24 protein-coding genes are annotated in these 26,498 nt (G+C 49.8%); 14 read left to right on the top strand and 10 right to left on the bottom strand.

Annotated features, from left to right (window positions below; genetic code table 11):
• Positions 1-38: 38 nt before the first annotated feature.
• The 9 genes from TK45_RS07700 to TK45_RS07660 form a co-directional block, all read right to left on the bottom strand.
• A complete protein-coding gene (locus TK45_RS07700) occupies positions 39-1,637 on the bottom strand; it encodes a phosphoethanolamine transferase (RefSeq protein WP_131258067.1) in 1,599 nt (532 codons plus the stop codon).
• On the bottom strand, positions 1,627-3,186 hold the full coding sequence (locus tag TK45_RS07695; protein ID WP_131258066.1) for a ShlB/FhaC/HecB family hemolysin secretion/activation protein: 1,560 nt from the start codon (positions 3,184-3,186) through the stop codon (positions 1,627-1,629). The genes TK45_RS07700 and TK45_RS07695 overlap by 11 nt, the downstream gene beginning before the upstream one ends.
• Before the next feature lie 79 nt (positions 3,187-3,265).
• Positions 3,266-4,156 carry an FAD:protein FMN transferase gene (locus TK45_RS07690; protein WP_254426564.1) on the bottom strand — a complete coding sequence of 297 codons (891 nt, stop codon included), beginning with the start codon at positions 4,154-4,156 and terminating at the stop codon, positions 3,266-3,268.
• Positions 4,156-5,472 (bottom strand): DUF3570 domain-containing protein, encoded by a 1,317-nt coding sequence (locus TK45_RS07685; protein WP_131258065.1) that lies wholly within the window; start codon positions 5,470-5,472, stop codon positions 4,156-4,158. Before TK45_RS07685 ends, TK45_RS07690 begins: the two co-directional genes overlap by 1 nt.
• Complete coding sequence (locus TK45_RS07680; RefSeq protein ID WP_131258064.1) at positions 5,463-5,687, bottom strand: DUF4266 domain-containing protein; 225 nt, start codon at positions 5,685-5,687, stop codon at positions 5,463-5,465. The genes TK45_RS07685 and TK45_RS07680 overlap by 10 nt, the downstream gene beginning before the upstream one ends.
• Positions 5,677-6,159 (bottom strand): TlpA disulfide reductase family protein, encoded by a 483-nt coding sequence (locus tag TK45_RS07675; protein ID WP_131258063.1) that lies wholly within the window; start codon positions 6,157-6,159, stop codon positions 5,677-5,679. Before TK45_RS07675 ends, TK45_RS07680 begins: the two co-directional genes overlap by 11 nt.
• Positions 6,160-6,220: 61 nt before the next feature.
• Positions 6,221-7,933 carry a glycosyltransferase family 39 protein gene (locus tag TK45_RS07670; RefSeq protein ID WP_131258062.1) on the bottom strand — a complete coding sequence of 571 codons (1,713 nt, stop codon included), beginning with the start codon at positions 7,931-7,933 and terminating at the stop codon, positions 6,221-6,223.
• Complete coding sequence (locus TK45_RS07665; RefSeq protein WP_131258061.1) at positions 7,930-8,631, bottom strand: TVP38/TMEM64 family protein; 702 nt, start codon at positions 8,629-8,631, stop codon at positions 7,930-7,932. The genes TK45_RS07670 and TK45_RS07665 overlap by 4 nt, the downstream gene beginning before the upstream one ends.
• On the bottom strand, positions 8,628-9,350 hold the full coding sequence (locus TK45_RS07660; protein ID WP_131258060.1) for a glycosyltransferase family 2 protein: 723 nt from the start codon (positions 9,348-9,350) through the stop codon (positions 8,628-8,630). The genes TK45_RS07665 and TK45_RS07660 overlap by 4 nt, the downstream gene beginning before the upstream one ends.
• Positions 9,351-9,755: 405 nt before the next feature.
• Between TK45_RS07660 and TK45_RS07655 the strand changes: the two genes are divergently transcribed.
• Both TK45_RS07655 and TK45_RS07650 read left to right on the top strand, forming a co-directional pair.
• Positions 9,756-12,380, top strand: coding sequence for a TonB-dependent siderophore receptor (locus TK45_RS07655; RefSeq protein ID WP_131258059.1), 2,625 nt, complete (start codon positions 9,756-9,758; stop codon positions 12,378-12,380).
• Positions 12,381-12,447: 67 nt separating this feature from the next.
• Positions 12,448-12,897, top strand: a complete 450-nt coding sequence (locus TK45_RS07650; RefSeq protein ID WP_131258058.1) for a histidine phosphatase family protein — start codon at positions 12,448-12,450, stop codon at positions 12,895-12,897.
• A 43-nt stretch (positions 12,898-12,940) separates the two neighbouring features.
• Here the strand turns inward: TK45_RS07650 and TK45_RS07645 are convergent, their stop codons facing one another.
• Positions 12,941-14,761 carry a M2 family metallopeptidase gene (locus tag TK45_RS07645; protein ID WP_131258057.1) on the bottom strand — a complete coding sequence of 607 codons (1,821 nt, stop codon included), beginning with the start codon at positions 14,759-14,761 and terminating at the stop codon, positions 12,941-12,943.
• A gap of 226 nt (positions 14,762-14,987) precedes the next feature.
• Here TK45_RS07645 and TK45_RS07640 point away from each other — a divergent pair, with 226 nt between their 5' ends.
• The 12 genes from TK45_RS07640 (at position 14,988) to TK45_RS07585 (ending at position 26,466) form a co-directional block, all read left to right on the top strand.
• Positions 14,988-15,680: a TetR/AcrR family transcriptional regulator gene (locus TK45_RS07640; RefSeq protein WP_254426563.1), complete on the top strand. Its 693-nt coding sequence runs from the start codon at positions 14,988-14,990 to the stop codon at positions 15,678-15,680.
• 12 nt (positions 15,681-15,692) lie between these two features.
• Complete coding sequence (locus tag TK45_RS07635) at positions 15,693-18,020, top strand: acyl-CoA dehydrogenase (RefSeq protein WP_131258055.1); 2,328 nt, start codon at positions 15,693-15,695, stop codon at positions 18,018-18,020.
• Positions 18,021-18,144: 124 nt separating this feature from the next.
• The gene (locus TK45_RS07630; protein ID WP_165490737.1) at positions 18,145-19,095 is read left to right on the top strand and encodes a zinc transporter ZntB; all 951 of its coding nucleotides are present in this window, start codon (positions 18,145-18,147) and stop codon (positions 19,093-19,095) included.
• 197 nt (positions 19,096-19,292) lie between these two features.
• Complete coding sequence (locus TK45_RS07625) at positions 19,293-19,481, top strand: hypothetical protein (protein ID WP_131258053.1); 189 nt, start codon at positions 19,293-19,295, stop codon at positions 19,479-19,481.
• A gap of 15 nt (positions 19,482-19,496) precedes the next feature.
• A complete protein-coding gene (gene putP, locus TK45_RS07620) occupies positions 19,497-21,008 on the top strand; it encodes a sodium/proline symporter PutP (RefSeq protein WP_131258052.1) in 1,512 nt (503 codons plus the stop codon).
• On the top strand, positions 21,005-22,066 hold the full coding sequence (proB, locus tag TK45_RS07615; protein ID WP_131258051.1) for a glutamate 5-kinase: 1,062 nt from the start codon (positions 21,005-21,007) through the stop codon (positions 22,064-22,066). The genes putP and proB overlap by 4 nt, the downstream gene beginning before the upstream one ends.
• Before the next feature lie 58 nt (positions 22,067-22,124).
• Positions 22,125-22,724 carry a hypothetical protein gene (locus tag TK45_RS07610; RefSeq protein WP_131258050.1) on the top strand — a complete coding sequence of 200 codons (600 nt, stop codon included), beginning with the start codon at positions 22,125-22,127 and terminating at the stop codon, positions 22,722-22,724.
• A gap of 24 nt (positions 22,725-22,748) precedes the next feature.
• Positions 22,749-23,408: a response regulator transcription factor gene (locus TK45_RS07605; RefSeq protein WP_131258049.1), complete on the top strand. Its 660-nt coding sequence runs from the start codon at positions 22,749-22,751 to the stop codon at positions 23,406-23,408.
• Positions 23,405-24,697, top strand: coding sequence for an ATP-binding protein (locus TK45_RS07600; RefSeq protein ID WP_131258048.1), 1,293 nt, complete (start codon positions 23,405-23,407; stop codon positions 24,695-24,697). Before TK45_RS07605 ends, TK45_RS07600 begins: the two co-directional genes overlap by 4 nt.
• A 5-nt stretch (positions 24,698-24,702) precedes the next feature.
• A complete protein-coding gene (locus tag TK45_RS07595; RefSeq protein ID WP_254426570.1) occupies positions 24,703-25,035 on the top strand; it encodes a cupredoxin domain-containing protein in 333 nt (110 codons plus the stop codon).
• Entirely contained in the window at positions 25,019-25,777 is a 759-nt protein-coding gene (locus TK45_RS07590) for a hypothetical protein (protein ID WP_165490736.1), read from the top strand. Before TK45_RS07595 ends, TK45_RS07590 begins: the two co-directional genes overlap by 17 nt.
• Entirely contained in the window at positions 25,774-26,466 is a 693-nt protein-coding gene (locus tag TK45_RS07585) for a hypothetical protein (RefSeq protein ID WP_131258045.1), read from the top strand. Before TK45_RS07590 ends, TK45_RS07585 begins: the two co-directional genes overlap by 4 nt.
• Positions 26,467-26,498 lie beyond the last annotated feature (32 nt).

The following is a 26,498-nucleotide window of genomic DNA, read 5'->3' as shown; positions in this document are numbered from 1 at the left end:
AAAAGCCCCGCATTTGCGGGGCTTTTTTATTGCAGCGATTAGCAACCGTTGAATAAGTCCAGCGCGGGGTCGTACACACTGGACTGCACGCCGAGTAAACCAAGCAGGGTGTGGCTCAAATTATCGTGGCTGATGGTAGCAGCATCGACCGGGCAATCCGGCGAGACTCCCTGATTTTGCCACAGATACCAAGGCACACGTTTTTGTACCTCGGGTGCCATATCATAGGGTAAACCGTGCAGATAATAGTTATCTTCACCCAGCGACTCACCGTGATCTGAGATGTAGACAAACTGGCTGTTTAGCTGCGGATGCGCTGCCAGTGTGTCGATGATGCCGCTTAACACAAAATCGGTATACAACAGGGTGTTGTCATAGCTATTGATGATTTCCTGCTGACTGCAATGCTGGATATCCGCGCGCGGACAATCTGGTAGAAATCTCGCAAAATCAGCCGGATAACGCTTGTAATAGGTGGGGCCATGGGAGCCAATCATATGCATCACAATCAGGCGTGGTTTTTCCGATGGGGTAGCCAGCACCTGTTGTAATTCACGGACTAAGACCTCGTCGAAACAGGTATGGCCGTCACATAAAGGATCACTGGCGTCAACAGGGACGGTAATGGTCGGCACCCGCGCGCACACTCCTTTACACCCACCATCATCATCAATCCAGCTCACCGCAAAGCCGGCGCGCTGGGCAATATCTAGGATGTTGTCCTGATTCTGAGCGATATCCGCATCGTAATTACTGCGGGATAAGAATGAAAACATGCAGGGCACGGATACGGCCGTGGCTGTGCCACAACTTTGCGTGGGCGGTAATACGCGCATCGTGTGTTTTGCTGTGTATTCGTTGGTATTACGCCCATAGCCATAATACGCCATGTTCTGCGCCCGCGCGGTTTCGCCTAACATCAGCACCATGACATCCGGTGCTTGCTGAGGATCCAGCGTCGGCGATTCGTCCAATACGCTAAATGGAGTAGGGTCAATAAAGTAATTGGCGCGCACATATTTGATTGTGCTTTTGCTGAATTCGAACGGTGAGAGTAAACGACGTAATTCCGTATGATTACGCCCGGTTATGGCAAAGTCCTGATAATAAAACTGGGCAATCCCCCACAGCGATATCGCGGCGGCGGCAATCATGCCGATACGCATGGCAAGTTCTTTATACCAGCGGCGATACTGAACGCGCTGATTCATGATCCAGACGACCGGTAACAGGCCAGTCAACAAAAACACCAATGTGGCACTGAGACTAAAATAGCTGCTGGCTTCGGCCTGATTGGTTTGCATGATATTTTCGATCATGTCGTAATTAAACAGCGTGCCATATGCCCATCCGGCATACATCACGGGCGCAGCTAGCAGGGTGGTGATGACAATCAAACCTTTGCCAATTTTGGGCCACAGCAACAGGCTGAACAGCACCATTTGCAGGCAGAAAATCAGCCCCACCGCCGCTAGCAGAAAACCGACAGGCAATATGCCGTCTTCGCTGGATACCTGAATCAGCCGTTTAAAAAACGGCAAATTATAAATCCCGGTATAGAGCAGAGCTAACAGGGCAATCATCCAATGGCTTTGCAAGGGACGTTCGCGTAACGCGTTAAACCACTTAAAACGCATGTTTTACCTCTACGCGAATTTCAAAATTATCCAGGTTGGGATCATCGCCAATGGGGTGGGCGAGATCGATGTGCACGACTTGACGGTCACTGGAGTGGGTGGAAAAAAAGCGTGCGCCGATACCCACACTTTGCAGCCAGCCGGGATACGCGGGCATGATTTGCGCGTCGCCGCTGACGCGTCCGACGTCATAAAACGCCGCACCGCCCAGTTCAAACAGACGCCACAAATTGATATGCGGGTAATACCGCAGCTCATTAGTGATTTTTACTGTACGCTCGCCGTGCTGATATTGCAGTGGCAGGCCGCGAAAGTCGCTGTCGCCGCCGAGAGTCAGAGGCTCATCCGCATAGGCGTTATTCAGGACATCCAGCGACACGCCGGTGTACCAGGCAAACGTTTTGTTGAGGGTATAAAACGACTCGCTTTGCACCGACGCCAGAACTTGATGGCCCATATCGTTGTTGTAGCGCCAGCGCCAATTGGCTTTACTGAGTAATAGCCAGTTCTCACCCAGAGAGAAGCCCTTGCTGACACTCCCGCGTGTTTGCCAGGTTTGCGCTGTGGTATTGTTGGACGGGCTGAAGCCGGCAGATAATTTTAGCTGCCAACCCAGATTAAAATCTTCGATATGCCCGATTAAATGCACATCCTGTAAGACATGAAAGTCATTTTGCAGCCATTCCACGCCCGCCCAGATAAAGTTCAGATCACGGTCTTGCAGCGCGAGTTCAGCCGGGATGTCGGTGAAGCTGTGTTTTTCCTGCTCGAAACCGATATGCCAGCGCTTTACAAAATCATCAGCGGCATATAACTGGCCATAACTCAGGTTCGTTTGGTGCACCTCCTGCGCAAAGTTAACTTCGCCACTGGCACCATAAAACAGGGTGTCGATACGTTTTTCATGGTTGGTGTAGACCAATCCGCCCCAGCGAGAGCCCAGACTGACAAAGGGCTTATTGATGCCCAGGCCGATTTGTTCGCCATCGTCATTGTCTACCAGCCGTACTAAGGCATTGGCGTTGTAACCCAGATAAAGCGGTATATCCATGTCCAGCTTGTAACCGGTGCGTTGTGCATCACTAAAATATTCAAAATCTGCGTCGATGCCATAACCAAGTAGGTTGCGGTCTTTAATCCCTACAGCGAAATGGTTTTTGCCGCCTTTGCGCCCAAAATCGAGGGTGGGCAGCAATGACCAGTTATCCCAGGTTTCTACTTTAAGCACCGGCTGTTCACTACTGTTATCCAGCGTTACTTTGGCGTCGCGAATATAGCGCTTGCTGCGTAAATGCCGGGCGACTTCATCGAGATCGATGCTGCCCTCGATACAGGTAGCCAGATAAGCCAGCTCGTTTTCCAGCGTGCTTTGGCGAGTGTCGATATGCAGGTAATTGGCCAGACGATGAAACCAATAGGTCTCTGCCTCATTCTCATCGAATATGGGATGAACAATATATTCGCGCTGTGGCGTTGATTCACACGCAAACGCTTGAGGGACAGCGAGCAGTAAACTAGCGTACAGCCATTTTCGCGAAACAGTTACCACAGAGTCTCCACAAATTGGTCATGTCAGTGTTAACGATAAACCTAGAAACTTAGCAATAACTTAAAAATTCAACAATCTATTAACGAATACACCAGTAGTGAACGTTTTGCTCGTTGAGAAAGGACTCCGCCTGCTTACCGTGCAGCATGGCAAGGGTGGCCAGCATGCCGGCTTGCACGCAAAATTGCGCGGCGACAGTTACGGAGCGGGGTGCGAACTCGACCGGATAACCGGTTTTTGGGTTGAGAATATGACCGTAACGCTGGCCATTGTGTTCGATGACACGATTTGTATCGCCGCTAGTGGCAAGCCCGCCCGACTGGATTTGTAACACTTTGCCGGCCTGTCCTGGCTCCAATGGGTTTTCCACCCCAATGAACCAGGTTTTATCGTGCTGACGTGGTTGGGTAACCTGCAGGTCACCGCCAAAGTTAATCAGTGCCGAGTGGTCGGGTGACAACGAATGAACTAATCGTGCGACTTTATCCACCGCATACTCTTTGCCGATGCCGCCAAAATCCAGCTCAACGCCGGCAGGAACAACAACAAAGTCCTCATCAAATTTAATTTGTTGCCAATCGATAAATGGTAGCAGGGCGTCTACTTCAGCCTGGCTTGGAATAACGTTTGAACCGTCAAAACGCCATAGTTTACGCAATACCCCTGAGGTTACATCAAACAGACCGTCACTGAGGCGATAGCAGGTATCAGCAAACATCAATAGCTTATGAGTTTCTGCATCTATGGGGACCGGCCGGCCATCACTGTTGTTGATCGCATGCATCAGGTTATCGTTGCGATAGCGACTGAACTTGCGCTCAATTCGCCAGGTTTCCTGTGCCGCCATGTGAATAATGGCGTCTGCATCGGCACAGTCCACCTCCAGCAAGATTTCACACGGGCTGGCCATGGCGGTAAAACGACCACAAATGTGGTCGTTTTCCTTGCTGATTTGAACTGTGGGTTGCATTAGAAGTGGTAGCTGACCTGAAATATCAATGCCTTAACAGCAGGATACAGATCCAGATTGGCTAAGTCACCCGGTGCGTCGAATCCGGCGTTCTTTGGAGACTGTTGGTAATACTCCAGTCGGAATGCCAGTTCATCACCACCATTTAACGGCATGCCGTACTTGAGGCCGACCGTATAGGTATCCATTTCACCAATACGATAATCGGCACTGACGTAGGCCGGTAAGGCCTCTCCATCATTTAGGAATGGGCGGTAAAATTCTGCTGCCGATTGCTGATAGAAACGCAGATGCGGTTGGATATAGTGGCCATCCCCCAGATTTACGCGCAGACGCGTATCGATAGTATGGGAGTCGATTTTCCAGTCGTCGGTTGCAAAGCGATACGATACGTCTGCTACAGCATGATCAAATGCATATTTACCCTGCACAAAAATGCTGTGTTTGGTGCGCGAATCCGGTCGGTTTTCATACAGGTTCTGCTGCAACAGTCCCTGATTATCCACCACGCTCACCATTTTAAATGGGTCGGTCAGATAGCCATCTACCTGGGAATATCCATAGTTGGCCTGCACTAATAAACGGCGATTGATGACCTGAGTGATGCCAAATAACAGGTCTACAGTCGTTTTACTGTCGCTGCTTTTAGCGCGCGTCGCGTCGTACTCATCGCGATCATCATCAATCCCGTTATCATCCTGATCCTCAAACTCGTCGTCATTGAACCCGCCAAACACATATTGGCTGCTAAACGGCACGGGTAATCCGCCTTCAGGCTTGATGGTGTCGTAAGCTAAAGACAGCCCCGCGGACAAATTGGTGTTTTTGCGATTAAAGTCTTTTGCCAATGAGCCATTCACCGACACAGAGAAATAGTCATATTCGGCGGAAATGTTGGTGCCGATACTGCCAGTTAGGGTATCAGACAACGGTTGGGTCCATTGGGCACTGGCCTGAACGCGGGTATCGTGGAAGGTATCATCTAGCGGTACTTCACCCGCGGCGACAGTGTACGCGCCTTTACCAGACGGGCGGGTAAAGGTTTGCGGTGTCGATTGCGGCACGGCACCATTGGCAGACGCGCCGGTTAAACCGTCGATGACCAATTTGCCATTAAAAATGTGGTTATCGCCAAAGTCTTTTTTGGCATTAATAACACCCTCAACGGCGGTGACACGATCCTGTTCTCCGTAATACAGCACTGCGGTATCGAACTGCCACTGATTGGTTTCCTCTGCGTGCGCGCCATTACTAAGCAATTGCGCACTGGCCGCAGCTAATGCCAGTGAAATGGATGATGATTTGGTTAATTGCATCCGCAACCTCCACCGGCAAACGAACGTCCACCACTGGTCGCTTCTTTACTGAAGTAAATGTGATCATCCAGACCAATGTCGACGCCTTCGGCATCCAGCGCCATTTCATCTTTGGCTAACAAGTCACGCTCCCAAGGTTGAACGCCTAATGAGGCACAACCACCGAGTTGGGCAATTAAAAGAGCAAGGGCGAGTTTTTGAAGTTTACTGCGCATCAGACGACTCCTCGGCTAACAGGGTTTCAATTTCACGGCGATAGTCCGCTTGTTTGCTTTGCAAAAAGCCTTTGTGAGCGAAACGGATATTGCCCTGGGTATCAATCAGGTAACTGGTAGGCATACCGGGTAACTGGTACTTGCCGGCAATCTCACCCTGTGGGTCAAACACCACGGGGAAGGTGGCGGGCAATTGCTTAAGAAACTGGTTTGCGTCCGCCTGATTGGCATCCACATTCACGGCAACGATAACCAGACCTTTTGCTGCGTAGTCTTGCTGCAGCTGGTTCATAAATGGAAAAGAGTTCACGCAGGGCTTACACCAGGACGCCCAGAAATCCAAATAAACGACTTTACCCTGCAAGTCCTGCAAGCTGCCCGGCAGTTGAGGGTGGGCTAACACAAAATTTGGCGCAGTGACGGCACTGGCACATAGGCTAAACAGGGCAAACAGGCTGGCAAGTATTCTCATTACAAAACCACTAATACATTGATGATGGAAATCAGTGTATTAGTGGTTTCTTAATTGTCTCTTAAAAATTGCCGTATTGCTCGGTGGGTAAATAATAATATTCGCGATAATCAGTGGGGGCTGCACAGCTGGGCAGGGCGTTATTGATAGTCAGCGCGTAATAATCCCGGCGATGGGCATTGCCGAGCGAGGTTGCATTACTTAAATCAAAGCAAACGAGCGGCAAGTCTGCGGGGGCAAGCACTACACCATCCGGATAGCGCTGCAACCATTGCCAAGCTTGCTGGTATTCCAGATTATGGTCGGCATGATAGCCAAAGTGATAGGTTGGCCAGCGGCTGAACAATAAAAACTGTTCACGGAAATCCAGCATCGCAACTGGGCGACTGACATCATGCACTTTTGCTAAATTCTGCAGGACATTCACCGGGGTTCTGACCGGTTGTAAAACGGCATAACCCCACAAGCTGTATATGAGCCACAGCGCAGGCGCGAACAACAGCCAGCTATTTGCCGGTTTACGGTAGGTGGCCACAGAAATTATCAGTCCAATAGTACCCAGTGTCACCAGCATCCACCAAGGTCTGACAGGGTACTGGTCGTTCAATTTCGCCATCAGATGCAGATCCAGCAAACCTAAGACGCCGGCTAATGTGAGCAGGGCAGCAATCAACAGCACTATGCTCCACAGAATGCGTTTAGGCCATGCCCGACTGAGTAGTTGTTGCAAATATGGTGCGCAAATCAGCGCCAGCATGGGCACCGCCGGTAACATATAAACGCCACGTTTCCCTGGGCTCAGGCTGAAAAACAGGATCACCAGCATAACCCATATCAGGGGAACGGCAATGCGGCGGTCACCTTGCTTAATGGCTTGCCACCAGGGTTTAATTAACCAGGGTATCATCATGCTGAGCGGCAGCCAGAAGACAGGAATAACTTCGACCAGGTAATACCAAAAAGGCTTAATATGGTGCCAGGAGTCTGCATAGCGCTTGGCAGTTTGTTTAAGCAAAATATTGTCGCGGTAGGCATCGAATGCCGGATTATTAGCCTGCTCAACCAACAGCAGCATCGGCACAACCCATAATCCAATAGCCAGCAGGAAAAATAACGGACCGAGCCACCAGTTAGGTTTGCCGGTGATTTCCCGAGGCTGCGGACGCCATTTGCGCATAGCGAAAAAAGGGATCAGCATAAGTAACGGTAAGAAACCGACGCCTTTGGTAATCACGCCCAGCCCCATAAAAAACCAGGCAATAAAATACCAACGCCAGTTTGGCCCGTCACAGAAATGGCGCATCAGGCCATAACAACCGAGCGTGATCCAACAACACACCATGGCATCGATTTGCGCAGTTTTGCTTTGTAAGGTGAATTGCAGTGTCAGCAGTAATAATGCCGCGGCAATCAACCCGGTTTGCGCTGACCAAAGACGTTTGCCCAGGTCATATACCAGGAATATCGTTAACAATGCGCACAAGGCCGAGGGCAATAAAAAGGCCAGCGACAGATTGCCTGTCAGTTTGTAAAACAGTGCAATTGTCCACATGAACACGGGCGGCTTATCCGGGTATAACTCGCCACCGCGGGCTGGGAAAAACCACTGGCCCGTTTCGACCATCTCTTTTGCAATTTGGGCAAAACGGGGCTCGTCAGCCGGCCAGGGCGCGCGCATCCCCATCCCGGCGAAGATGACTACGATGGCAACTGCCACCAATAACCAGCCTAGTTTGCGCAGTGTGTCGGCAGATACGTGTTGGGATGGACTCATGATTGGGAAACTTCCGATTCTTCCTGCCAATCAAGCGGTACTTGCTTGCGTGTTTTATTGTACAGGTGCCAGCTGAGTAACGTTGCAATGATAAACAGGGCAACACCGAGGAAAAGTTTGGCCGAAGAGCCTACTGAGGTGCCTGAGCCAGCCAGCGCGAAAATCAGCATTTGTGGCAAGTAACCAACGAAGGAACCACCCAGAAAACGTCGCGCGGGTGTGTGACTGGTGCCAGCAATTAAATTCGTCAGCAGGTTATTACCGACAGGCAATAGTCGAATTGTCAGGGTTTTGCGAAACGTCTGTTGCTGCAAAAAACGTCCAATACTGCGTTGTTTCCCGAAATACCGGGCAGCGATGGTGCGGGACAATATCAGTCTGGCAACTGCATAAGAGCAAGCCGCGCCAAGGGTAACGCCCAAGGTACTAAGTAACGTGCCCATCCAGGTTGCGAACAGGAATCCACCGGCAAATGCCAATAGTTGCCTGGGCATACCCACGGCACTAAGACCGGCACATAACAATACGAATTGCAGCATTCCGGTATACGTATTTTGCTCTACATGAGATTTAAGCCACTCAACCCCGAAACGACCGCCCCAATCAACGCTGGACAAGAATATGGCGACAACGGAAAGGGTAAGAATTAATCCTACCCCTTTTAAAATTTGGCGCAGTTGCACCGAGTTTTGTGTCATGGCTCGATGTACTCGGCAATACGGCTGCGTTTTTGTAACCACATCACGCCGAAAATATCCACCAGACCGACCCAGGCACGATTGAGCATATTGTATTTAGAGACGCCGGCCATGCGGTCGCGATGGTGCACCACACTGATGATGATTTCACCACCTGCACGTCTTACCAATGCCGGGATAAAGCGGTGCATATGGCTGAAGTAGGGCAGTTCTAAAAACGTTTCACGAGGAAATATTTTTAGTCCACAGCCTGTGTCGGGCGTGCCATCACCTAACATGGCTGAGCGGATTTTATTGGCAAAACGGCTTTGAAATCGTTTCCAGGCGGTATCTTTACGATTTTTACGGTAACCACATACGGCGAAGTGTTGTGCCTGGCACTGTGCAGCTTTAACTAACATTGCCGGGATATCAGCCGGGTCATTCTGACCATCTGCATCCAGGGTGACAATCCACGGATAATTGGCCGCTTTAACCCCGGAACGTACCGCCGTGCTCTGCCCACAACTGTTTTTATGCCGCACGATTTGTAGTTGTGCGCCCATTTCCGTTTGCAATTCTTTCAGTACATTAAGGGTATTGTCATCGCTGCCATCATCGATATAGATGATCTCGAAGTTTTCCTGTACCGGCGTCAGCGCCGTCACGATTTCGGTGACTAATGGACGGATGTTGTCTTGTTCATTTTTGGCGGGGATCACCACGGAAACTGCTTTCATTTATTACCCTGAACATAAAAAAGTAGCGAGTGTAACGGCGGATTATTAAATATTTCTTAATGCTCCGGGTCGCGCTCCAATAATTCCGAAATGGTAACAGATTATTTCTTCTCTCCAAACTGATCGAGTTTCCAAGGCTGTTACCACTCCTGTTTCGTTGCGATTCGAGGATGGCGGCTGGTTGAAAAATGAGTCAATCGGCTGCTTTTTGTGCATGACAAATACTTTGCAATACAACGACTTGAGCGCTATAAATTGGACTAGCTAACCAGAGGTGAGCTTTTTAAGGGGTGAAATATTCTCTTGAATGGCGAAAAACAATAAAAGCATCCTAATTACAGCGAACGTAAAAAAGTATTGATGGTTGGTGAATAAGTATAAATAAACAACAACTTGGAGAAATGCATGAAGAATTCCAGATCCTACCTGGCGCAGACTATTGGAGCGATTCTATGTGGTGGTGCAGCTTCGCTGGCACTGTCAAATGTTGCCATCGCACAAGATGATGCGGCTGCGCAGCAACAAGATAAAAGTTTAGAGAAAATTGCGGTTGTTGGTACCCGTGCCGCACCGCGTTCAATCGGTGACTCGCCAGTACCAGTCGATATCATCGGTGGGGATGAGTTTGAGAATCAGGGCTCTACCGACATGATTTCCATGTTGCAAACAGTAGTGCCTTCACTGAACGTTAATGAACAACCGATCAACGACGCTTCTACGTTAGTGCGCCCGGCCAACTTGCGGGGCTTAGCTTCTGACCACACCCTGATATTAGTCAATGGTAAGCGTCGTCATCGCAGCGCGGTAATTACTTTCTTGGGTGGTGGTTTGTCTGATGGTGCTCAAGGCCCGGACATCTCTGTTATTCCTGCTGTTGCGCTGAAACAAGTCGAAGTGCTGCGTGACGGCGCAGCCGCGCAATATGGCTCAGATGCCATTGCCGGTGTGGTTAACTTTGTACTGGACGACAGTGATACCGGCGGCACATTTGAAGCGCGTTACGGCTCATATTATGAAGGTGATGGTGACACCTGGCAGTTCTCCGGCAATGTTGGTTTACCGCTGACTAAGTCTGGTTTTGCTAATTTGTCGATGGAATATAAAGAAGCAGAGCCAACCAGTCGCAGTGTTCAGCGTGACGATGCCGCAGGACTAGTGGCAGGTGGCAATGTGTTTGTAGCTGATCCGGCACAGGTATGGGGTAACCCTGAGTTCAAATATGACTTTAAATTCTTCGGTAATTTTGGTCTGGACTTAGGTGATGATAAAGAAGCCTACATGTTTGTTAACTGGGCTGAGCGTGAAGTTGAAGGTGGTTTCTATTACCGTAATCCGCACACTCGGGGCGGTGTGTACAATGGTGGCATCGAAGCCGCAGATATCGACGGTGATGGCAATATTGATGAGGATGAGGGTTACCAGTTACTGCTGGTTGGCGACTTAACCGGCGATATGTCTGGCAATTGTCCTACCGATATTCGTACCGGCGACAATGTATTATTGAATCCTCGATATCAGGCCGAAGTAGCGAATAACCCTGATTGCTGGTCATTCAATGAAATGTTCCCTGGTGGTTTTACCCCTAAATTTGGTGGCACCATCGTTGATCACTCGATCGTAATGGGGACACGCGGTGAGTTGGATAATGAATGGAACTACGATGTGAGTATGTCAATGGGCTCAAATACCGTTGATTACTTTATTCGCAATACCATTAACCCATCATTGGGCCCAGACTCTCCGAATGAATTCAAACCTGGAAAATATATTCAGGAAGAAAAGAGTTTTAACCTGGATTTCTCAAAATTCTTTGAGGCGTCAAACGTGAACGTGGCAGCCGGTATGGAAGTCCGTTACGAAAGCTTTGAAGCTATCGCAGGTGACGCCAAATCTTATGAAGTTGGTCCACTCGCTTCGCAGGGATTCGGTATCGGTTCCAATGGTTTCCCTGGCTTGTCTGCTAAATTCCAGGGTAAAGATAGCCGTAACAGTAAAGCGTTCTATCTCGATACAGAATGGGCAGCGACTGACGATTTGTTGTTTGGCGCGGCTATCCGTTATGAGGATTTCTCCGATTTCGGTAATACCACCAAAGGTAAGTTTTCTGCTCGCTACCAGGTTTCGGACACGTTAGCGTTGCGTGGTGCTTATGCGACAGGCTTCAAAGCGCCGACCATTGGTCAGAGTACTGTGCGTAACGTGACCACGGCGTTTTCGCCAAGTGGTTTGATTGACCGTGCGACGTTACCGCCTACCGATCCGATTTCAATCCAGAAAGGTGCGACACCGCTGCAACCAGAAGAATCAACCAGCATGAGTTTTGGTTTTGTTGCTGAATTCGAAAACGGCTTGTTTGTGACTGTCGACTATTTCGATATTGATGTTGATGATCGTATTAGTACCACATCTGGTATTTCTCTGACCCAAGCGGACATCGATGCGTTATTGGCTCAGGGTGTGACAGATGCATCCAGCTTCTCTGAAGTCAGTTTCTTCACCAATGACTTCTCCACTAACACCAAAGGTGTTGACGTAGTGGCGAACTACAGCATGGATATGCTCGGTGGTGAAACGATGTTCCAGCTTGCATATAACTGGACCAAGACAGAAGTCACAGATGTAAAAATGTTCGAAGTTAACGGTGACATGGTGTCTAACATCTCTGCTGACCGAATTCACATGATTGAAGATAACCTGCCACCAGTGCGTTATAGCATTACCGCTAACCATACCAATGGTGATTGGCGCGTGCTGGCTCGCATGAGCTATTTCGGTTCTATCTTCGAGGATCACCTGGATTCCGGTCTGCCAATTCCACAAGTTGGTTCTGAAGTGACTGTCGATGCAGAAGTCGCATACAACTTCAGTGACAACATGAGTGTGGTCGTTGGTGCGAAGAACCTGTTGGATAATACGCCAGATGAGAACACCCTGTGGGATACCGAAGTGGCCGGTGCTAAGTACCCGGTTACTTCACCAATTGGTATCAACGGTGGCTTCTACTACGTACGCGGTATTTATACCTTCTAAGCTAATTTACGTTAGTTGTTAAAAAGGGGCCTTGCGCCCCTTTTTTTATCCATTAAAGGAGAAGCAAATGGAGATAGTGCTGTTCAGACATGCCAAATCCAGTTGGGATTATCCGGTGGCAGATATTCACCGGCCGCTTAACGCCAGAGGACTGCGCCAATCTCAACAGATGGCTAAAAACTGTCAGTTAGATAAGCCAGCGCGAGTATTGTGTTCAGTTGCCAGTCGCGCGTATGCAACCGCATTGGCCTATCAACAGGCTGGCTGGTTTTCAGCACCACAAATGACCTTGCATGAATGCCTGTATTTCTCGCCTCTTGAGGAGGTGCTGGCGCTTATCTCGACAGTAACCGAGGAACCGCTGTGGATCTTTGGGCACAATCCACAATTAGAGACACTGGCTGAGTACTTCACCAGTCAACAAATTACGCTCAAAACATCGTGCTATGTGCAACTGCGCACAAACGCATTGGCACAGGGTTGCGCCAGTGCTGTGGAACAGTGTTCACCGCAATAAAAAAAACCGGGTTACCCCGGTTTTTTTTTATGTGTTTCGTGTCTTACCAGCCGCAACTGCGGTCTTTATTCTGCTCGTCTAGCCAGCTTTTCAGCGGGGCAAAATAATCTGCGATAGTGGAGGCATCCATTTGCGGCGAGCCAGTTAAGGTGGCTAACGCATCCTGCCAAGGCTTGCTTGAGCCCATTTCCAGCATGTTATTCAGCGCAGTACCCGCTTCTTTGCTGCCATATATGGAGCAGCGGTTAAGCGGACCTTCGTCTCCTGCAATATCACACAAGGCTCTATGGAACTGGAATTGCAGAATGTGCGCCAGGAAATAGCGTGTATAGGGTACATTCGCAGGTACGTGATATTTTGCACCCGGGTCGAATGCGTCTGTACCGCGGGCTAGCGGTGCCATCACACCCTGATACTTTTCACGCAGTTCCCACCAGACTTTGTTGTAATCTTCTGGTTTTACTTCGCCTGCCAGCACTTTCCAGCGCCATTGATCGACCATCAGGCCAAACGGAATAAAGGCGATTTTATCCAGCGCGACCTGCATCAACATACCGATATCGTTAGACGCATCCGGGATCTCATCGATTAAACCGATTTGCTTCAGATATTTAGGCGTTATTGACAACGCAATCGTGTCACCGATGGCTTCATGGAAGCCATCATTGGCGGAATTACGATACAACAATGGCTGATCTTTATAAGCGCGCTGATAGTAGTTGTGTCCCAATTCATGGTGAATTACGTTGAATTCTTCACCGGTGATCTGGATACACATTTTAATCCGCAGGTCATCTTTATCATCCAGGTCCCAAGCGGATGCATGGCATTGCACATCCCGGCCTTCTGGTTGCTGGAACATTGAACGTTCCCAGAATGACTCGGGTAGCTGAGCAAAGCCAAGAGAAGAGAAAAACGACTCGGCTTGTTTAACCATTTTGATTTCGTCATAACCCTGCTCAACTAGTGCAGCGGTCACATCGGGTACCTGCATTTCCTGCTCTGGTTTCACGATATCGTAAATATTGCCCCAGGATTGTGCCCACATATTGCCTAACAGGTGCGCTGGGATCGGTTTATCCTGTGGAACTACGTCTTCGCCGTAGTAATCGCCTAATTTTGCGCGTACATGGCAGTGCAGGGCGTCATAAAATGGCTTTACCTGGCCCCATAAACGGTCCAGTTCTTTCGGGAATTCGTCCGCAGGCATGTCGTATTTACCTCGCCACATCTCACTGGCATTGCTGAAACCCAGTTCGCGTGCACCCTGATTGGCCAATTCCACTTGTTCGGCATACATGTCTTTCATGGGTTTAGACACTTCACGCCAGCCGGCCCAGTATTCGAGCATTAAGTCAGCATCACGGCTGGTGGCCATTTCTGCGCTCATCTCGACCAAGGTTTTGCAATCATTTTCGCTGCGGCAATATTTACCAGAACCATACATACCGCCTAAATCAGAACTGATTTTGGCCAGACGTGCGGATTTTTCAGCATCAGCCGGTGGTGGCATGGTCAGGCTATTGCGCAACAGGTCTAACTGACGACGGGTATCGGCGTCCACTTCGGTATTATTGAATCGGGCGGCTTCATTTGAATATTGCGCTACCTTACTCGACAGTACCTCGTTCATATAAGCAGATACAGCTGCGGTATCGTAATTGATGTTGGTAGCGTAACTCCATTCAGCGTGCGCTGCGGGGAACTGCACTTTCTCAATGTCCGCCTGCGCTTCGGTTAAAAAGGCTTTAGCGTCTGCTGCGCTGGGTGCTGGCGGCGCGGTCTGAGCTTTTTCACTCTGGCCGCAGCCCGTCAGTGCTGCGGAAATAAACACCGCAAGCACGGAAAGATGTGTGTGTTTCATAAGGTATGTCCCTGGTTAATGTGGACCGAATTATTTGTTATGTAAACGTAAATCAGAGTGAGTATATCAGAACAGTCTGCGCCATAAACCACTATCAGAATCAGCGGTAGGGTACTAAACAGGTGATGCAAGTGCTTGATAATTAAACAAAGCAATAAAATTCAAACAAAAATTTCAAACGCGCGCTTGAATTTTGCCAATTCACCGTATAAATTCAAACGTATGTATGAAATGGGTGTTTGATATGGGCAGTTCAACCAAACAGGATATCCTTAACGCCGCAGAGCTGTTGTTCGCTGAGCATGGTTTTGGTGACACATCGCTTCGCGCGATTACCACTAAAGCCGAAGTGAATCTGGCTGCGGTGAATTATCATTTTGGCTCGAAGAAACAATTGATTCAGGAAGTGCTCAAGCGCTATCTGGATGTGATGATGCCCGAGGTGGACAAACAAGTGGCAGCTATGTTGGCGAAAAATCCGCAACCGGGCATGCCACAGGTGTTCGGCACACTCATTACGCCGCTGTTGCTGCTGAATAAAGTCAGACCCGCGGGGACGTCAATTTTTGTGCGTCTGTTGGGGCGAGGCTACTCCGAAACTCAGGGGCACCTGCGTAAGTACATCATGTTCCATTGGGGCGAAGTACTGAAGCGTTTTGTCGATGCAGTGCATCTGGCCGCGCCTGATTTACCACCCAGTGAACTGTTTTGGCGTTTGCACTTTGCCATTGGTACGTTTGTTTTCACCATGGCCTCCAGCAAAGCATTGTGTGAAATTTCCGCCGCCGATTACGACCAACCGGTCGATGTTGCCGGCATTATTAACCGCCTGATTCCATACATTTCTGCCGGTACCGCAGCACCTGTTGCGGCATCGGTGACTACAATTACATCTACACCAACACTCGACATTGCCTAAGAGGTTATTGATATGTCTATTGTGATTATCCTACTTGTTGCTCTCGCTGTTATTCTGGGCGTTGGCAGTATCAGACGCAGTCTGATCACCGCACCTATTTTCAGCATTTTCAAAAAAATCCTGCCACCTATGTCCAGTACAGAGCGTGAAGCGATGGAATCTGGTTCTATCTGGTGGGAAGGTGAGCTATTCAAAGGGAAGCCGAACTGGAAACAGTTACACGCTTATCCGAAACCTGCGCTGAGCGAAGAAGAGCAAGCGTTCATGGACAACCAGGTGGAAACCCTGCTGTCCATGCTGGACGATTACGAAATCGTACACGAGCAGAAAGATCTGCCAAAACCTGTATGGGATTACCTGCGTAGCGAAGGTTTCTTCGCGATGATTATTCCTAAGTCGTTTGGTGGTCGCGAATTCTCTGCTATTGCCAACTCAACAATTGTATCGCGTATTTCGACCCGCTCACTGAGCGCGGCGGTAACCGTGATGGTGCCTAACTCATTAGGCCCGGGTGAGTTGCTGATGCATTATGGTACGCAAGAACAGAAAGACTACTGGTTACCGCGTCTGGCTAACGGTACAGATATTCCGTGTTTCGCGTTGACTGGCCCGGAAGCCGGTTCCGATGCTGGCGGTATCCCGGATACCGGTATCGTGTGTAAAGGCATGCACGAAGGTAAAGAAGTGTTAGGTCTGCGCCTGAACTGGGACAAGCGTTACATCACGCTGGCACCGGTTGCGACAGTATTGGGTCTGGCGTTCAAAATGTACGATCCGGACGGCCTGTTAGGCGACAAGCAAGACTTGGGTATTACCTGTGCGCTGATCCCAACCAGCCATGAAGGCGTGGAAATCGGTGATCGTCACTATCCGGTTGCCATGGCATTTATGAACGGTACCACCAAAGGTCAGGACGTGTTCATTCCGTTGGAGTGGATCATCGGTGGTCCAGATTACGCAGGCCGCGGCTGGCGTATGCTGGTTGAGTGTTTATCTGCTGGCCGTGGTATTTCACTGCCTGCACTGGGCACAGCTACAGCGCACCTGGCAACCCGTATGACAGGCGCGTACAGTGCCATTCGTAAGCAGTTTGGTCTGTCTATCGGTAAATTCGAAGGTGTGCAGGAAGGACTGGGCCGTATCGGTGGTCTGACGTACACGTTAGAAGCCATGCGTACTATGACCGCAGGCGCCATTGACTTGGGTGAGAGCCCATCGGTCGTTACCGCCATCGCTAAGTACCACATGACTGAAATGTCACGTGAATTATTGAATGATTCAATGGACATCCACGCCGGTAAAGCGGTGCAGTTAGGTCCGAAAAACTACATTGGTCACCAGTACTTCGGTACCCCGGTTGCTATCACGGTAGAAGGTGCCAATATCCTGACCCGTAACCTGATGATCTTTGGTCAGGGTGCAACCCGTTGTCACCCATATGTATTTGGTGAAATGGAAGCCGCTGCGAATCCTGACACTAAAGCCGGTTTGCTGGCATTCGATGGCCTGTTGATTAAACACGTTGGCTTTGCCATGGGTAACTTCTTCGGTGCCTTGTTCCAGGGGCTGACTGCGGGTGCGTTCAATAGCACACCAGTATCAGGCGAAACCAAAGGTTACTACAAGCAACTGGCTCGCATGTCTAAAGGCCTGGCGCTGTCGGCTGACTTCTCCATGCTGATTTTAGGTGGTGACCTGAAGCGTAAAGAGATGATCTCTGCGCGTCTGGGTGATGTGTTAAGTCAGTTGTATATCGCCTCTGCGGTACTCAAGCGCTATGAAGATGACGGCCGTCAGGCATCAGATCTGCCGTTCGTACACTACGCGCTGAAACGCTGTCTGTTCAAAATTGGTGTGGCGTTTGATGGTTTCTTCCAGAACTTCCCGGCACGTTTTGTGGCAGGTACGCTGAAACGCGTAATCTTCCCATACGGTATTAACTACAAACTGCCAGAAGATGAGATTACTCAATCTGTCAGCGAAGCCTTGCTGCAACCTGGCGTGATGCGTGATCGTCTGAGCCACCTGTGCTACCTGGGTAATGGTCGTGAAGATGATCCAGTTGGTATGATCGAAGACGCCTTTATCGCCATGCACGACGTTGTGCCGGTTGAGAAGAAAATCTTCGCCGCACAAAAGGCCGGCACTATCCCGCGTAAAACCGTGTTCGCAACGACCATTGCTAATGCGCTGGAAGCGGGTGTTATTTCTGAGCATGAAGCCAGCCAGCTGAAACGTGCAGAATCTCTGCGTGTCAAAGCGATTGCTACCGATAGCTTCAAGCCTGAGGTATTAACATCACTGGCAGTTAAAAAGCAGGATGAAAAATCTGTTGCCTGATAACAATCAGTGCTATTAATCCAAAAACGCCGCATTGCGGCGTTTTTTTATGCCTGAAAATGCTGGTAGCTACGAGCGTGTATGTTTACTCTGTGACAAATGTACTGATTGCATGGAAGATACAATGCATAACAAAGCCTTTTTAATCGACGCCTGGCAGTTTCATGAAGGTAAAGCACAGCGCTACAGTGCTGAACACGCACCGGCCGCGGATGTGCAGATCTGGTATCACTGCGACCGCAATGACAAAGGATTGACAGCTTGGTTACAAAGTGAAGGGATTGATCACGGCATTATCTCCACGTTACTGGCGGAGGATACCCGTCCGCGCTTCCAGCAGTTCGATGATGGCGAAAGCATGCTGATCGTGCGTGGGGTAAACCTCAATGAGGGCAGTGAGCCAGATGATATGCTGAGCATTCGCTTTTTGTTTGTGGGCAACCGTTTGTATTCAATGCGTCGGGTGCCCTCTAAAGCGGTGACCGGGGTGCGGGAATTGCTCGCTACAGGGCAGGGCCCCAAATCGCTGGAAGAGTTGATTACCACCATTATTGAACAGTTGCATATGCGTATCGAAAATTTCCTCGATCCCATTGAGGATTTTATTGATGAGCTGGACAGTGACGTGGTCAACAGCAAACGCATTCAGGAACTTAACGATGTGAAGCGCCGGTTACTTAAGCTTAATCGCTTCCTCAAGCCGCAGAGCTATGCGCTGGATGCATTGCACAAAGCCAATCTGAGTCGTTTTAAGAAGTTTAAGGTTCGCCTCGATCATCAGCGCGATACCTTATTGCGCATATTGGAAGGCATCGAATTCGATCTGGCGCAAATCAATCTGGTCAGCGAAAGCATGCAACAGATTACAGCGGATCGCATGAACCGAAATACCTATATGTTGTCGGTTATTGCCGGGGTGTTTCTGCCGTTAGGCTTCCTCACCGGCCTTTTTGGCATCAATATCGGTGGCATGCCGGGAGTGGAAAATGGCGATGCGTTTACGATTTTCTGTATTGCCATGGGTATTATCAGCGCCGGTGTGTTATTGGTATTTCGTCGACTCAAGTTTGTTTGATGTATAACTAATTGCGTAATCGTTTAAAAAGCCCGACAGGGCTTTTTTTGTGCCTAATGTCTGGCAAATCAGCACCAAAAAAGAGAAATTCTGCGCCATAATGATAATAAATTAGTTTGTATTCAAATTTGTTTTCTAAAAAGGTTTGTGAAAGAATAATTAGTGAACAAAGTAGTTTGCAACCAACAGAGGAAGTAATGAACGCGAAACGAGCCCAACTCGAACGCACCAAAAAACTTATCGCGGCCACCAAAAAGCAAGTCAGTAAGCGTCGCACTAAACCTATTAAAACCCTGACCGAACATGCCTGCTTCTGGCTGGTTTTGGCCACATACCCGCTGGGAATGTGCCGGGAGTTCTTCCGCAGCAATAAACCTTCCGTATAGTCCGGAGGGCAGTACATGGACATATCTACCTACATCGCGCTGGCGATTTATTTTGCCGCGATGCTCGCTATCGGTTTATTCGCCTACCGAACTAATGATGACGACTTAAAGGGCTATATGCTCGGCGGGCGGCAGGTAAGCCCCCAAGTCACCGCATTATCGGCAGGTGCGTCAGATATGAGCGGCTGGATGCTGATGGGATTACCGGGTGCCATGTTTGTCATGGGCTATGACACCTTATGGATCGCGCTGGGTTTGTTGATTGGCGCCTTGCTAAATTATCTGCTGGTCGCTCCGCGCTTGCGCGCCTATACCGAGATCGCTAACGATGCGCTGACCTTGCCAGATTTTTTCGCCAAGCGGTTTGGCTTAGAAAACAGTGCCGTACGTGTCACATCCGCTTTAGTCATCATTGTATTCTTTACCCTGTATACCTCAGCAGGGCTGGTAGCGGGCGGTAAATTGTTTGAATCGGCGTTTTCGCTGGATTACACACTGGGCTTGGTGATTACGCTGTCGGTGGTCGTGGCTTACACCTTACTAGGGGGATTTCTGGCAGTAAGCCTGACCGATTTCGTGCAAGGCTGCATCATGTTCGTTGCCCTGATTCTGGTGCCTTGGGTAGCGTTTGAACAATTTTCCAGCGGTCAGGAATTACTGCGTCAGGCGGCTTCATCTATCGAACCACTGGAAAGCGCGCTTACTGGCATGTCTGCATTGGCGATTATCAGCAGTTTGGCCTGGGGGCTGGGGTATTTCGGTCAGCCGCATATCATTGTGCGCTTTATGGCCATTCGTAGCGTGCAAGACGTGAAGGTAGCGCGCAACATCGGTATGAGCTGGATGCTGGTGACGATTGCCGGCGCGGTAAGCACCGGTTTAGTGGGGGTCGCCTATGTAAATAAATTTGATTTATCACTGGCCGATCCGGAAACCATTTTTATCCTGTTTTCGCAAATCCTGTTTCATCCGCTTATCAGTGGATTCTTACTGGCGGCGATATTGGCGGCGATTATGAGTACCATTTCGTCGCAATTGTTGGTGTCGTCCAGTTCACTCACCGAAGATGTTTATCGTGCGTTGTCGAAACATCAGGTCTCAGCAGATAAGACCGTGCTGCTTGGCAGGGTTGGGGTTGTCGTGGTTGGTGTGAGTGCGTTTGGGCTGGCGCTGAATCCGGACAGTTCCATTCTTTCTCTGGTGAGTAACGCCTGGGCAGGCTTCGGGGCGGCATTTGGCCCGTTAGTGCTGTTGAGTCTGTTTTGGTCGCGCATGACGCACAAAGGTGCCATGGCAGGAATCATCAGTGGTGCTGTCACGGTTCTAATCTGGAGTTATGCGCCGGTGATGAGTGATGGGCAGGCGTTAAACAGCCTGCTGTATGAAATGGTACCCGGATTTATCGTGAGTACTGTCAGCATAGTGCTGGTGAGCTTGATTGATAAGGCACCAGGTAAAGCTGTCACAGCCGAATTTGCGGAAACACAGTTAGCCGTGAAAGAGGCATTGCAGGAGGTAAACGCATGAACAGCCAACGAATCGTGGTAAAAGTAGGTAGTGCACTGATTGCACCCGACAAACAAGGCTGCAGTTCACGTTATCTGCTGGCAATTGCCCAGTTCATTCAGCGTTGTCGCTTACGGGGTATTGACGTCGTATTGGTGTCGTCCGGCTCGGTTGCTGCAGGCCGGCACCTGTTCAGTGCCAGCGATCAGAATGATATTACCTTGAAAAAAGCTATGGCGGCCGCCGGGCAAAACGAGATGATGGCGACCTGGGACCGCTTCTTCGATTTCAAAACGGCGCAGGTGTTACTGACGCACGCCGATTTACGTAATCGTGATCGTTATCAGAGTATTCGCGACACTCTATTTGCATTGCTGAAAAATGGCATATTACCCATCGTAAATGAAAATGACGCGGTGACCACCGACCACCTGCGGGTTGGTGACAATGATAACCTTTCCGCCATGGTTGCCACCGCGGCCGATGCCGATACGCTGATTATGTGTACCGATGTGGATGGTCTGTTTAATAAAAATCCTGCCCAACATCAGGATGCGCAGTTGCTGAAAAATGTACCACGAATCAATAGTGATATTTATGCCATGGCCGGTGGGGCAATTAGCTCGGTTGGCACAGGTGGTATGCGTACCAAGGTTGAAGCGGCGGAAAAGGCCACCTCACACGGCATTACCACCTATATCGTTAATGGCCAGCTAGACAGCACGTTTGCCGCCTTGCTGGCGGGTGAGAATCCAGGTACCTGCTTCAGTCCCTACGAAAAACCCATGCAGGAAGAACTGCACTGGCTGGCGCATACCACCCGGGCTCTGGGCGAAGTGGTAATTCGTGACGCGGGTGAAGAGGATTTTACTGCCAGCAACGTGCTTGCGGTGAAAGGGGAGTTTTCCGCCGGTGACACGATTTTAGTGCGCAATGATGACGGCGAGAAGCTCGCCAAGGCGCGCAGCCGTTACAGCAGTTGCCTGTTGAATTTTATTGCAGGGCAGTCGCATAGAATCAATGCATTAGGCTTTGATGAACCGATTGTGCAGCAAGATTGTATGATGGCGCTAAATTAAGCGACCGTTAAGATCGAAAGCGCATGCTTGCCATCTGGTAGTCTGACAAGGTGGCAGTATGCGTTTTTTGTTATTGATACTCAGTCTGTGGGTAGTCAACGTTGCTGCTCAGCAAGCTGACGACTGGCCGCGCCGCTTCTACGCCGCCAGCTTTTTACATCAGGGCGACAGCAAAACCACCGAACTGCAAAATCTAATCAGCGAGTTGAATACCCAACTAAAAGGTGATGCTGCTGCCGATAGCGTGCTGACGGGCTGGCGCGGGGTGACCAAAGTGGAACTCGCTTCTCAGCTCCAGGGTGCCGATAAACTAAAAATGCTGAAACAAGCCAGACAGGACTTATGTATGGCGCTCGACGCTGAGCAGTTTCAGGATGTCTTCGCCGCGTATCTGGCGACGCTTTATGATAATGCGCCTGGCTGGCCAATCAGTTTTGGTAATGAAGATAAAGCCAGACAATTGTTTGATTATGCCGCTTTGCATCACCCCGGACCGGTTTACTATTATCTTTACGGCATGTATTTACTCAATCACCAGCAATTTCGCGCGGCTGAAGCCGAGTTTATGCAGCTTGCACAACACTCCGGTGAGATCCCGTCAAATGTTCTGCTGGCGTTGCGTCAGCGTGGGCAACTTGCGATGATAAATAATCAATAAAAGAAGCAAAATCAGGGAGTAAGCATGCGAGTATTGTTGGTGGAAGATGATCTGGCACTTGCCAATGGGTTACTGACGTCGTTACGTCACCAGGGTTTTTCTGTCGATCACTTAACTCGCGGTAAGCCAGCGCTGGAAGCCGCCCGCAACAAGCAATGTGACATTATTATTCTCGACCTTGGCCTACCGGACATGGACGGGCTTCAGGTGTTAAAAGAATTACGCCGCCACTGCCCGGCACTGCCCGTATTAATTCTCACCGCCCGGGATAGTACGCTGGACAAAATATCCGGGCTGGATGCTGGCGCAGATGATTATTTGATTAAACCTTTTGCTCCGGAAGAACTGTTTGCCCGTCTGCGGGTAATCGAGCGTCGTCTGGGGACGGCACAAAGTGCAGTGATTGCCTGCGGCCAGATCCAGATGGACACGGCGGCGCACACGGTAAGCGTGGGTGATGATGTACTGAATCTGTCCCGCCGCGAATATATGCTGCTTAAAGCGCTGATGGAGCAGGCAGGGCGTGTGCTATCCCGTGACCAGTTAGAGAATCGCCTGTATGAATGGGGCGAGGAAATCGCCAGTAATGTAGTTGAAGTGCATATTCATCATTTGCGAAAAAAACTACCGGACAATACTATCCGCACTATTCGCGGTGTTGGTTACAGTATCAGTAAAACATGAATTCTATTCTCAGCCGCCTGTTATGGGTGTTGCTGGCTGCCATTACCTTAACGACCTTTTTAGCTGCTGTGCAGGGCTATCAGAGCAGTATGCGCCGCGCGTCTACCTTGTTCGACTCGGAGTTGCAGGCACTGGCGCAAACGCTGATATCCGCCCGACCGCAGACACAGGTAAAAACCAGTTTATTCGCCTGGCAAATCTGGCATCAGGGCGAGTTGGTCAGCGATAGCGGTCACGTCAGTGATCGTCCTTTGACTGACATTCAACAAGGTTTTGATGAGGGGAATTTTTTGGGGCAGCGCTGGCGCGTGTTTAGTCTGCATGACGCCGACAGCATGGTGCAGGTAGCCCAGCCTTTAGCGCAGCGCTTCGATTTGGCTGAAAGCCTGATTTTGTCTGCTATGACGCCCTTAATTATCAGTATTCCGTTACTGGCGATGATAATTGGCTTGATTGTTACCCGCGCATTGAAGCCACTGACCTCACTGGCCGAACGTTTGCGTGCCACGCGCGTAGAGGAGTTAGGCGAAATTGACAGCGCCTACGTACCGGGCGAGCTGAAGCCGGTGGTGGATACCATTAATCGTTTGTTTGCCCGGGTAGATGAAGCATTTACCCGCGAAAAGCGCTTCGCATCCGATGCGGCCCATGAATTGCGCACTCCGCTGAGTATCCTGCGCATAACGGCGCATAACATCAGTGTTATGCAGTCACCACCACCTGAGTTGATTCAAGCATTGCAGGCAGGGGTAGAGCGTATGAGCCATGTGGTCGATCAGATTCTGTTACTCAATCGCACCAACCCTGAGCACTTTACCAAGCGCTTATTGCCTCTGCGTATCGATAAACTGGCGCAGGATGTTATCGCCGATATGTTTGAACAGATAGATGGCAAGCAGCAAAGCATCGAATTACAGGCATCTGAAACGACGGTGGCAGGTGACGAGTTTACATTGCGCACGTTGTTGCAAAATTTAATAGGCAATGCCAGTAAATACACCCCGGCTGGCGGCAACATATTGGTTAACATCGTCAACCAGGGCAGGCAGGTTGCGCTGTCGGTGGAAGACTCGGGGTCGGGGATTTCGCCTGACGAGCGTCAGCGTGCGTTGCAGCGTTTCTATCGGATTGGCGGAGATCGCCATACATCTGATACTGAAGGATGTGGTCTGGGCTTGTCGATTGTGCAGCAAATTGCGCAATTGCATGGGGCGCAGTTCGAATTGGATGACAGCGAGGTTCTGGGTGGGTTAGCCGCCCGGGTAGTATTCAAAGGACATCCCGCATGATAAAAATGCTCGGCGTTGTCTTGCTGTTAGTCAGTTCGGGTGTGTTTGCGGCACCCGAAGTGGTGATTACGTTGAAGGATCACTTGTTTATTCCCTCCAAAATACAGGTGCCGGCAGATAAAAAGATCAAGCTGGTCATAATTAATCAGGACCCAACACCCGAAGAGTTTGACAGTTTCGATCTCAACCGGGAGAAAGTGTTGTTTCCGGGGCGACGCTCAATTATCTACATCGGCCCGCTTAAGCCGGGCGAATACCATTTTTTTGGCGAGTTTAATCCCAACAGTGCGCAGGGCAGTGTTATAGCGGTCGCGGAGGGTAATGATCATGTTGATTAATACCCTATTGTTGTTTGTACGGGATTTGATGCCAGTGCTGATGTTATTGGTCTGGTTGTTATTGTTAAGGCCGGCGGCCGGCGGTTGGCGAGCTTTGTCGCTGGCGTTACTGTGTGGGGTCGCTGGCAGTGCAGTGTTGGTCGTTTATGCCGATGTGATTACTGAGTTGGCCGACGGCGCCGGCATGGAATTGGTGTTTGTGGGCTTACAACTAGGCTTGTTTGTTATGGTATTGCTGACCTTGTGGCAACCTAAACAGATGAGCACCGGCGTGACGATGATGGCGCTGGCGATTGCATTAATGGTCAATGGCGCCAACCTCATTTTTTATCTTTCCGGTTATTTGTATGCCGTCACCTCGTCGCAATCGATTGTGCTTGGTGCATTACTTGGGCTGGGTATCACCCTCAGTGCCGCAATTTTGCTGTATGCGCTGGCAAGCTGGCTCGGCGGACGACATCTGCCGCTGGTGGCTGCACTGATGTTGAGTCTGTTTATTGCCGGGCAACTGGCGCATACCTCGCATTTACTTGTGCAAATCGATTGGTTAAGCCAGAGCGATCCCTGGTGGAATACAGCAGAATTTTTACCGGAAAACTCGTTAATCGGACAATTTTTGGCGGTATTGCTGGGTTACCAGGACACACCAGGGCAATGGCAGGTTATTAGTTACTTTGCGGCGCTATTGGGGTGCGTGAGCGCGTTGGGCGCGAGTCGGTTCAAAAGGAAATTTCACTCATGAGAAAGTTATTGGCCTTGCTGACACTTATGTATAGCAGTCTGTCGATGGCAGACGGCATTGTGGTGGATAAGGTTTATCATCCTTACATTCTGCCCAATGAGCGGAAACTGGAATGGCGCTTTATGTCGCGGCAAAGTGATAATGGTAACTTGCTGGGTCAGCGGCTTGCCTATGGTCAGGCGCTGGGTGAGAACCTGATTATGGAGGGCTATTTAGCCTTTGAACGAGATACGTCAGACGACTTTGGGTTAGCCGCCTATGAGGTAGAAGTACGCTGGCAATTATCCGAGCAGGGTAAAAACTGGGCAGACTGGGGTGTGCTGTTTGAGGTGGAAAAACAGCATCAAACCGAAGTGTGGGAAGCAAACGTCGGCTTGCTGATGGAAAAGGAATTTTACCGCAGCAGTCTGACGGTGAATTTATTCACTGTGTATGAGTTTGGCAGTCAGATCCGCGATGAATTTGAAACGGAATTACGCGCTCAATACCGCTACCGTCTCCACCCCGCCTTCCAGCCCGCCATTGAGTTGTATACCGGCGAAGATTTTATTGGAATTGGGCCGGGGCTGATGGGGGTGCACCGTTACGAAGGACAGAAACAACTCAAGTATGAAATTGCCTTTATCAGCGGCATTAATGGCGATACTAAGGATCATACATTACGCTTCGCACTGGAGTGGGAGTTCTGAGACTGCATATAAAACAAACAGTTAGATTGATG

Source organism: Bowmanella sp. JS7-9 (assembly GCF_004329715.1).
Taxonomy (GTDB): Bacteria; Pseudomonadota; Gammaproteobacteria; order Enterobacterales; family Alteromonadaceae; genus Pseudobowmanella; species Pseudobowmanella zhangzhouensis.
The sequence above is the reverse complement of the archived record's forward strand: the minus strand, read 5'-3'. Positions and strand labels throughout refer to the sequence as shown.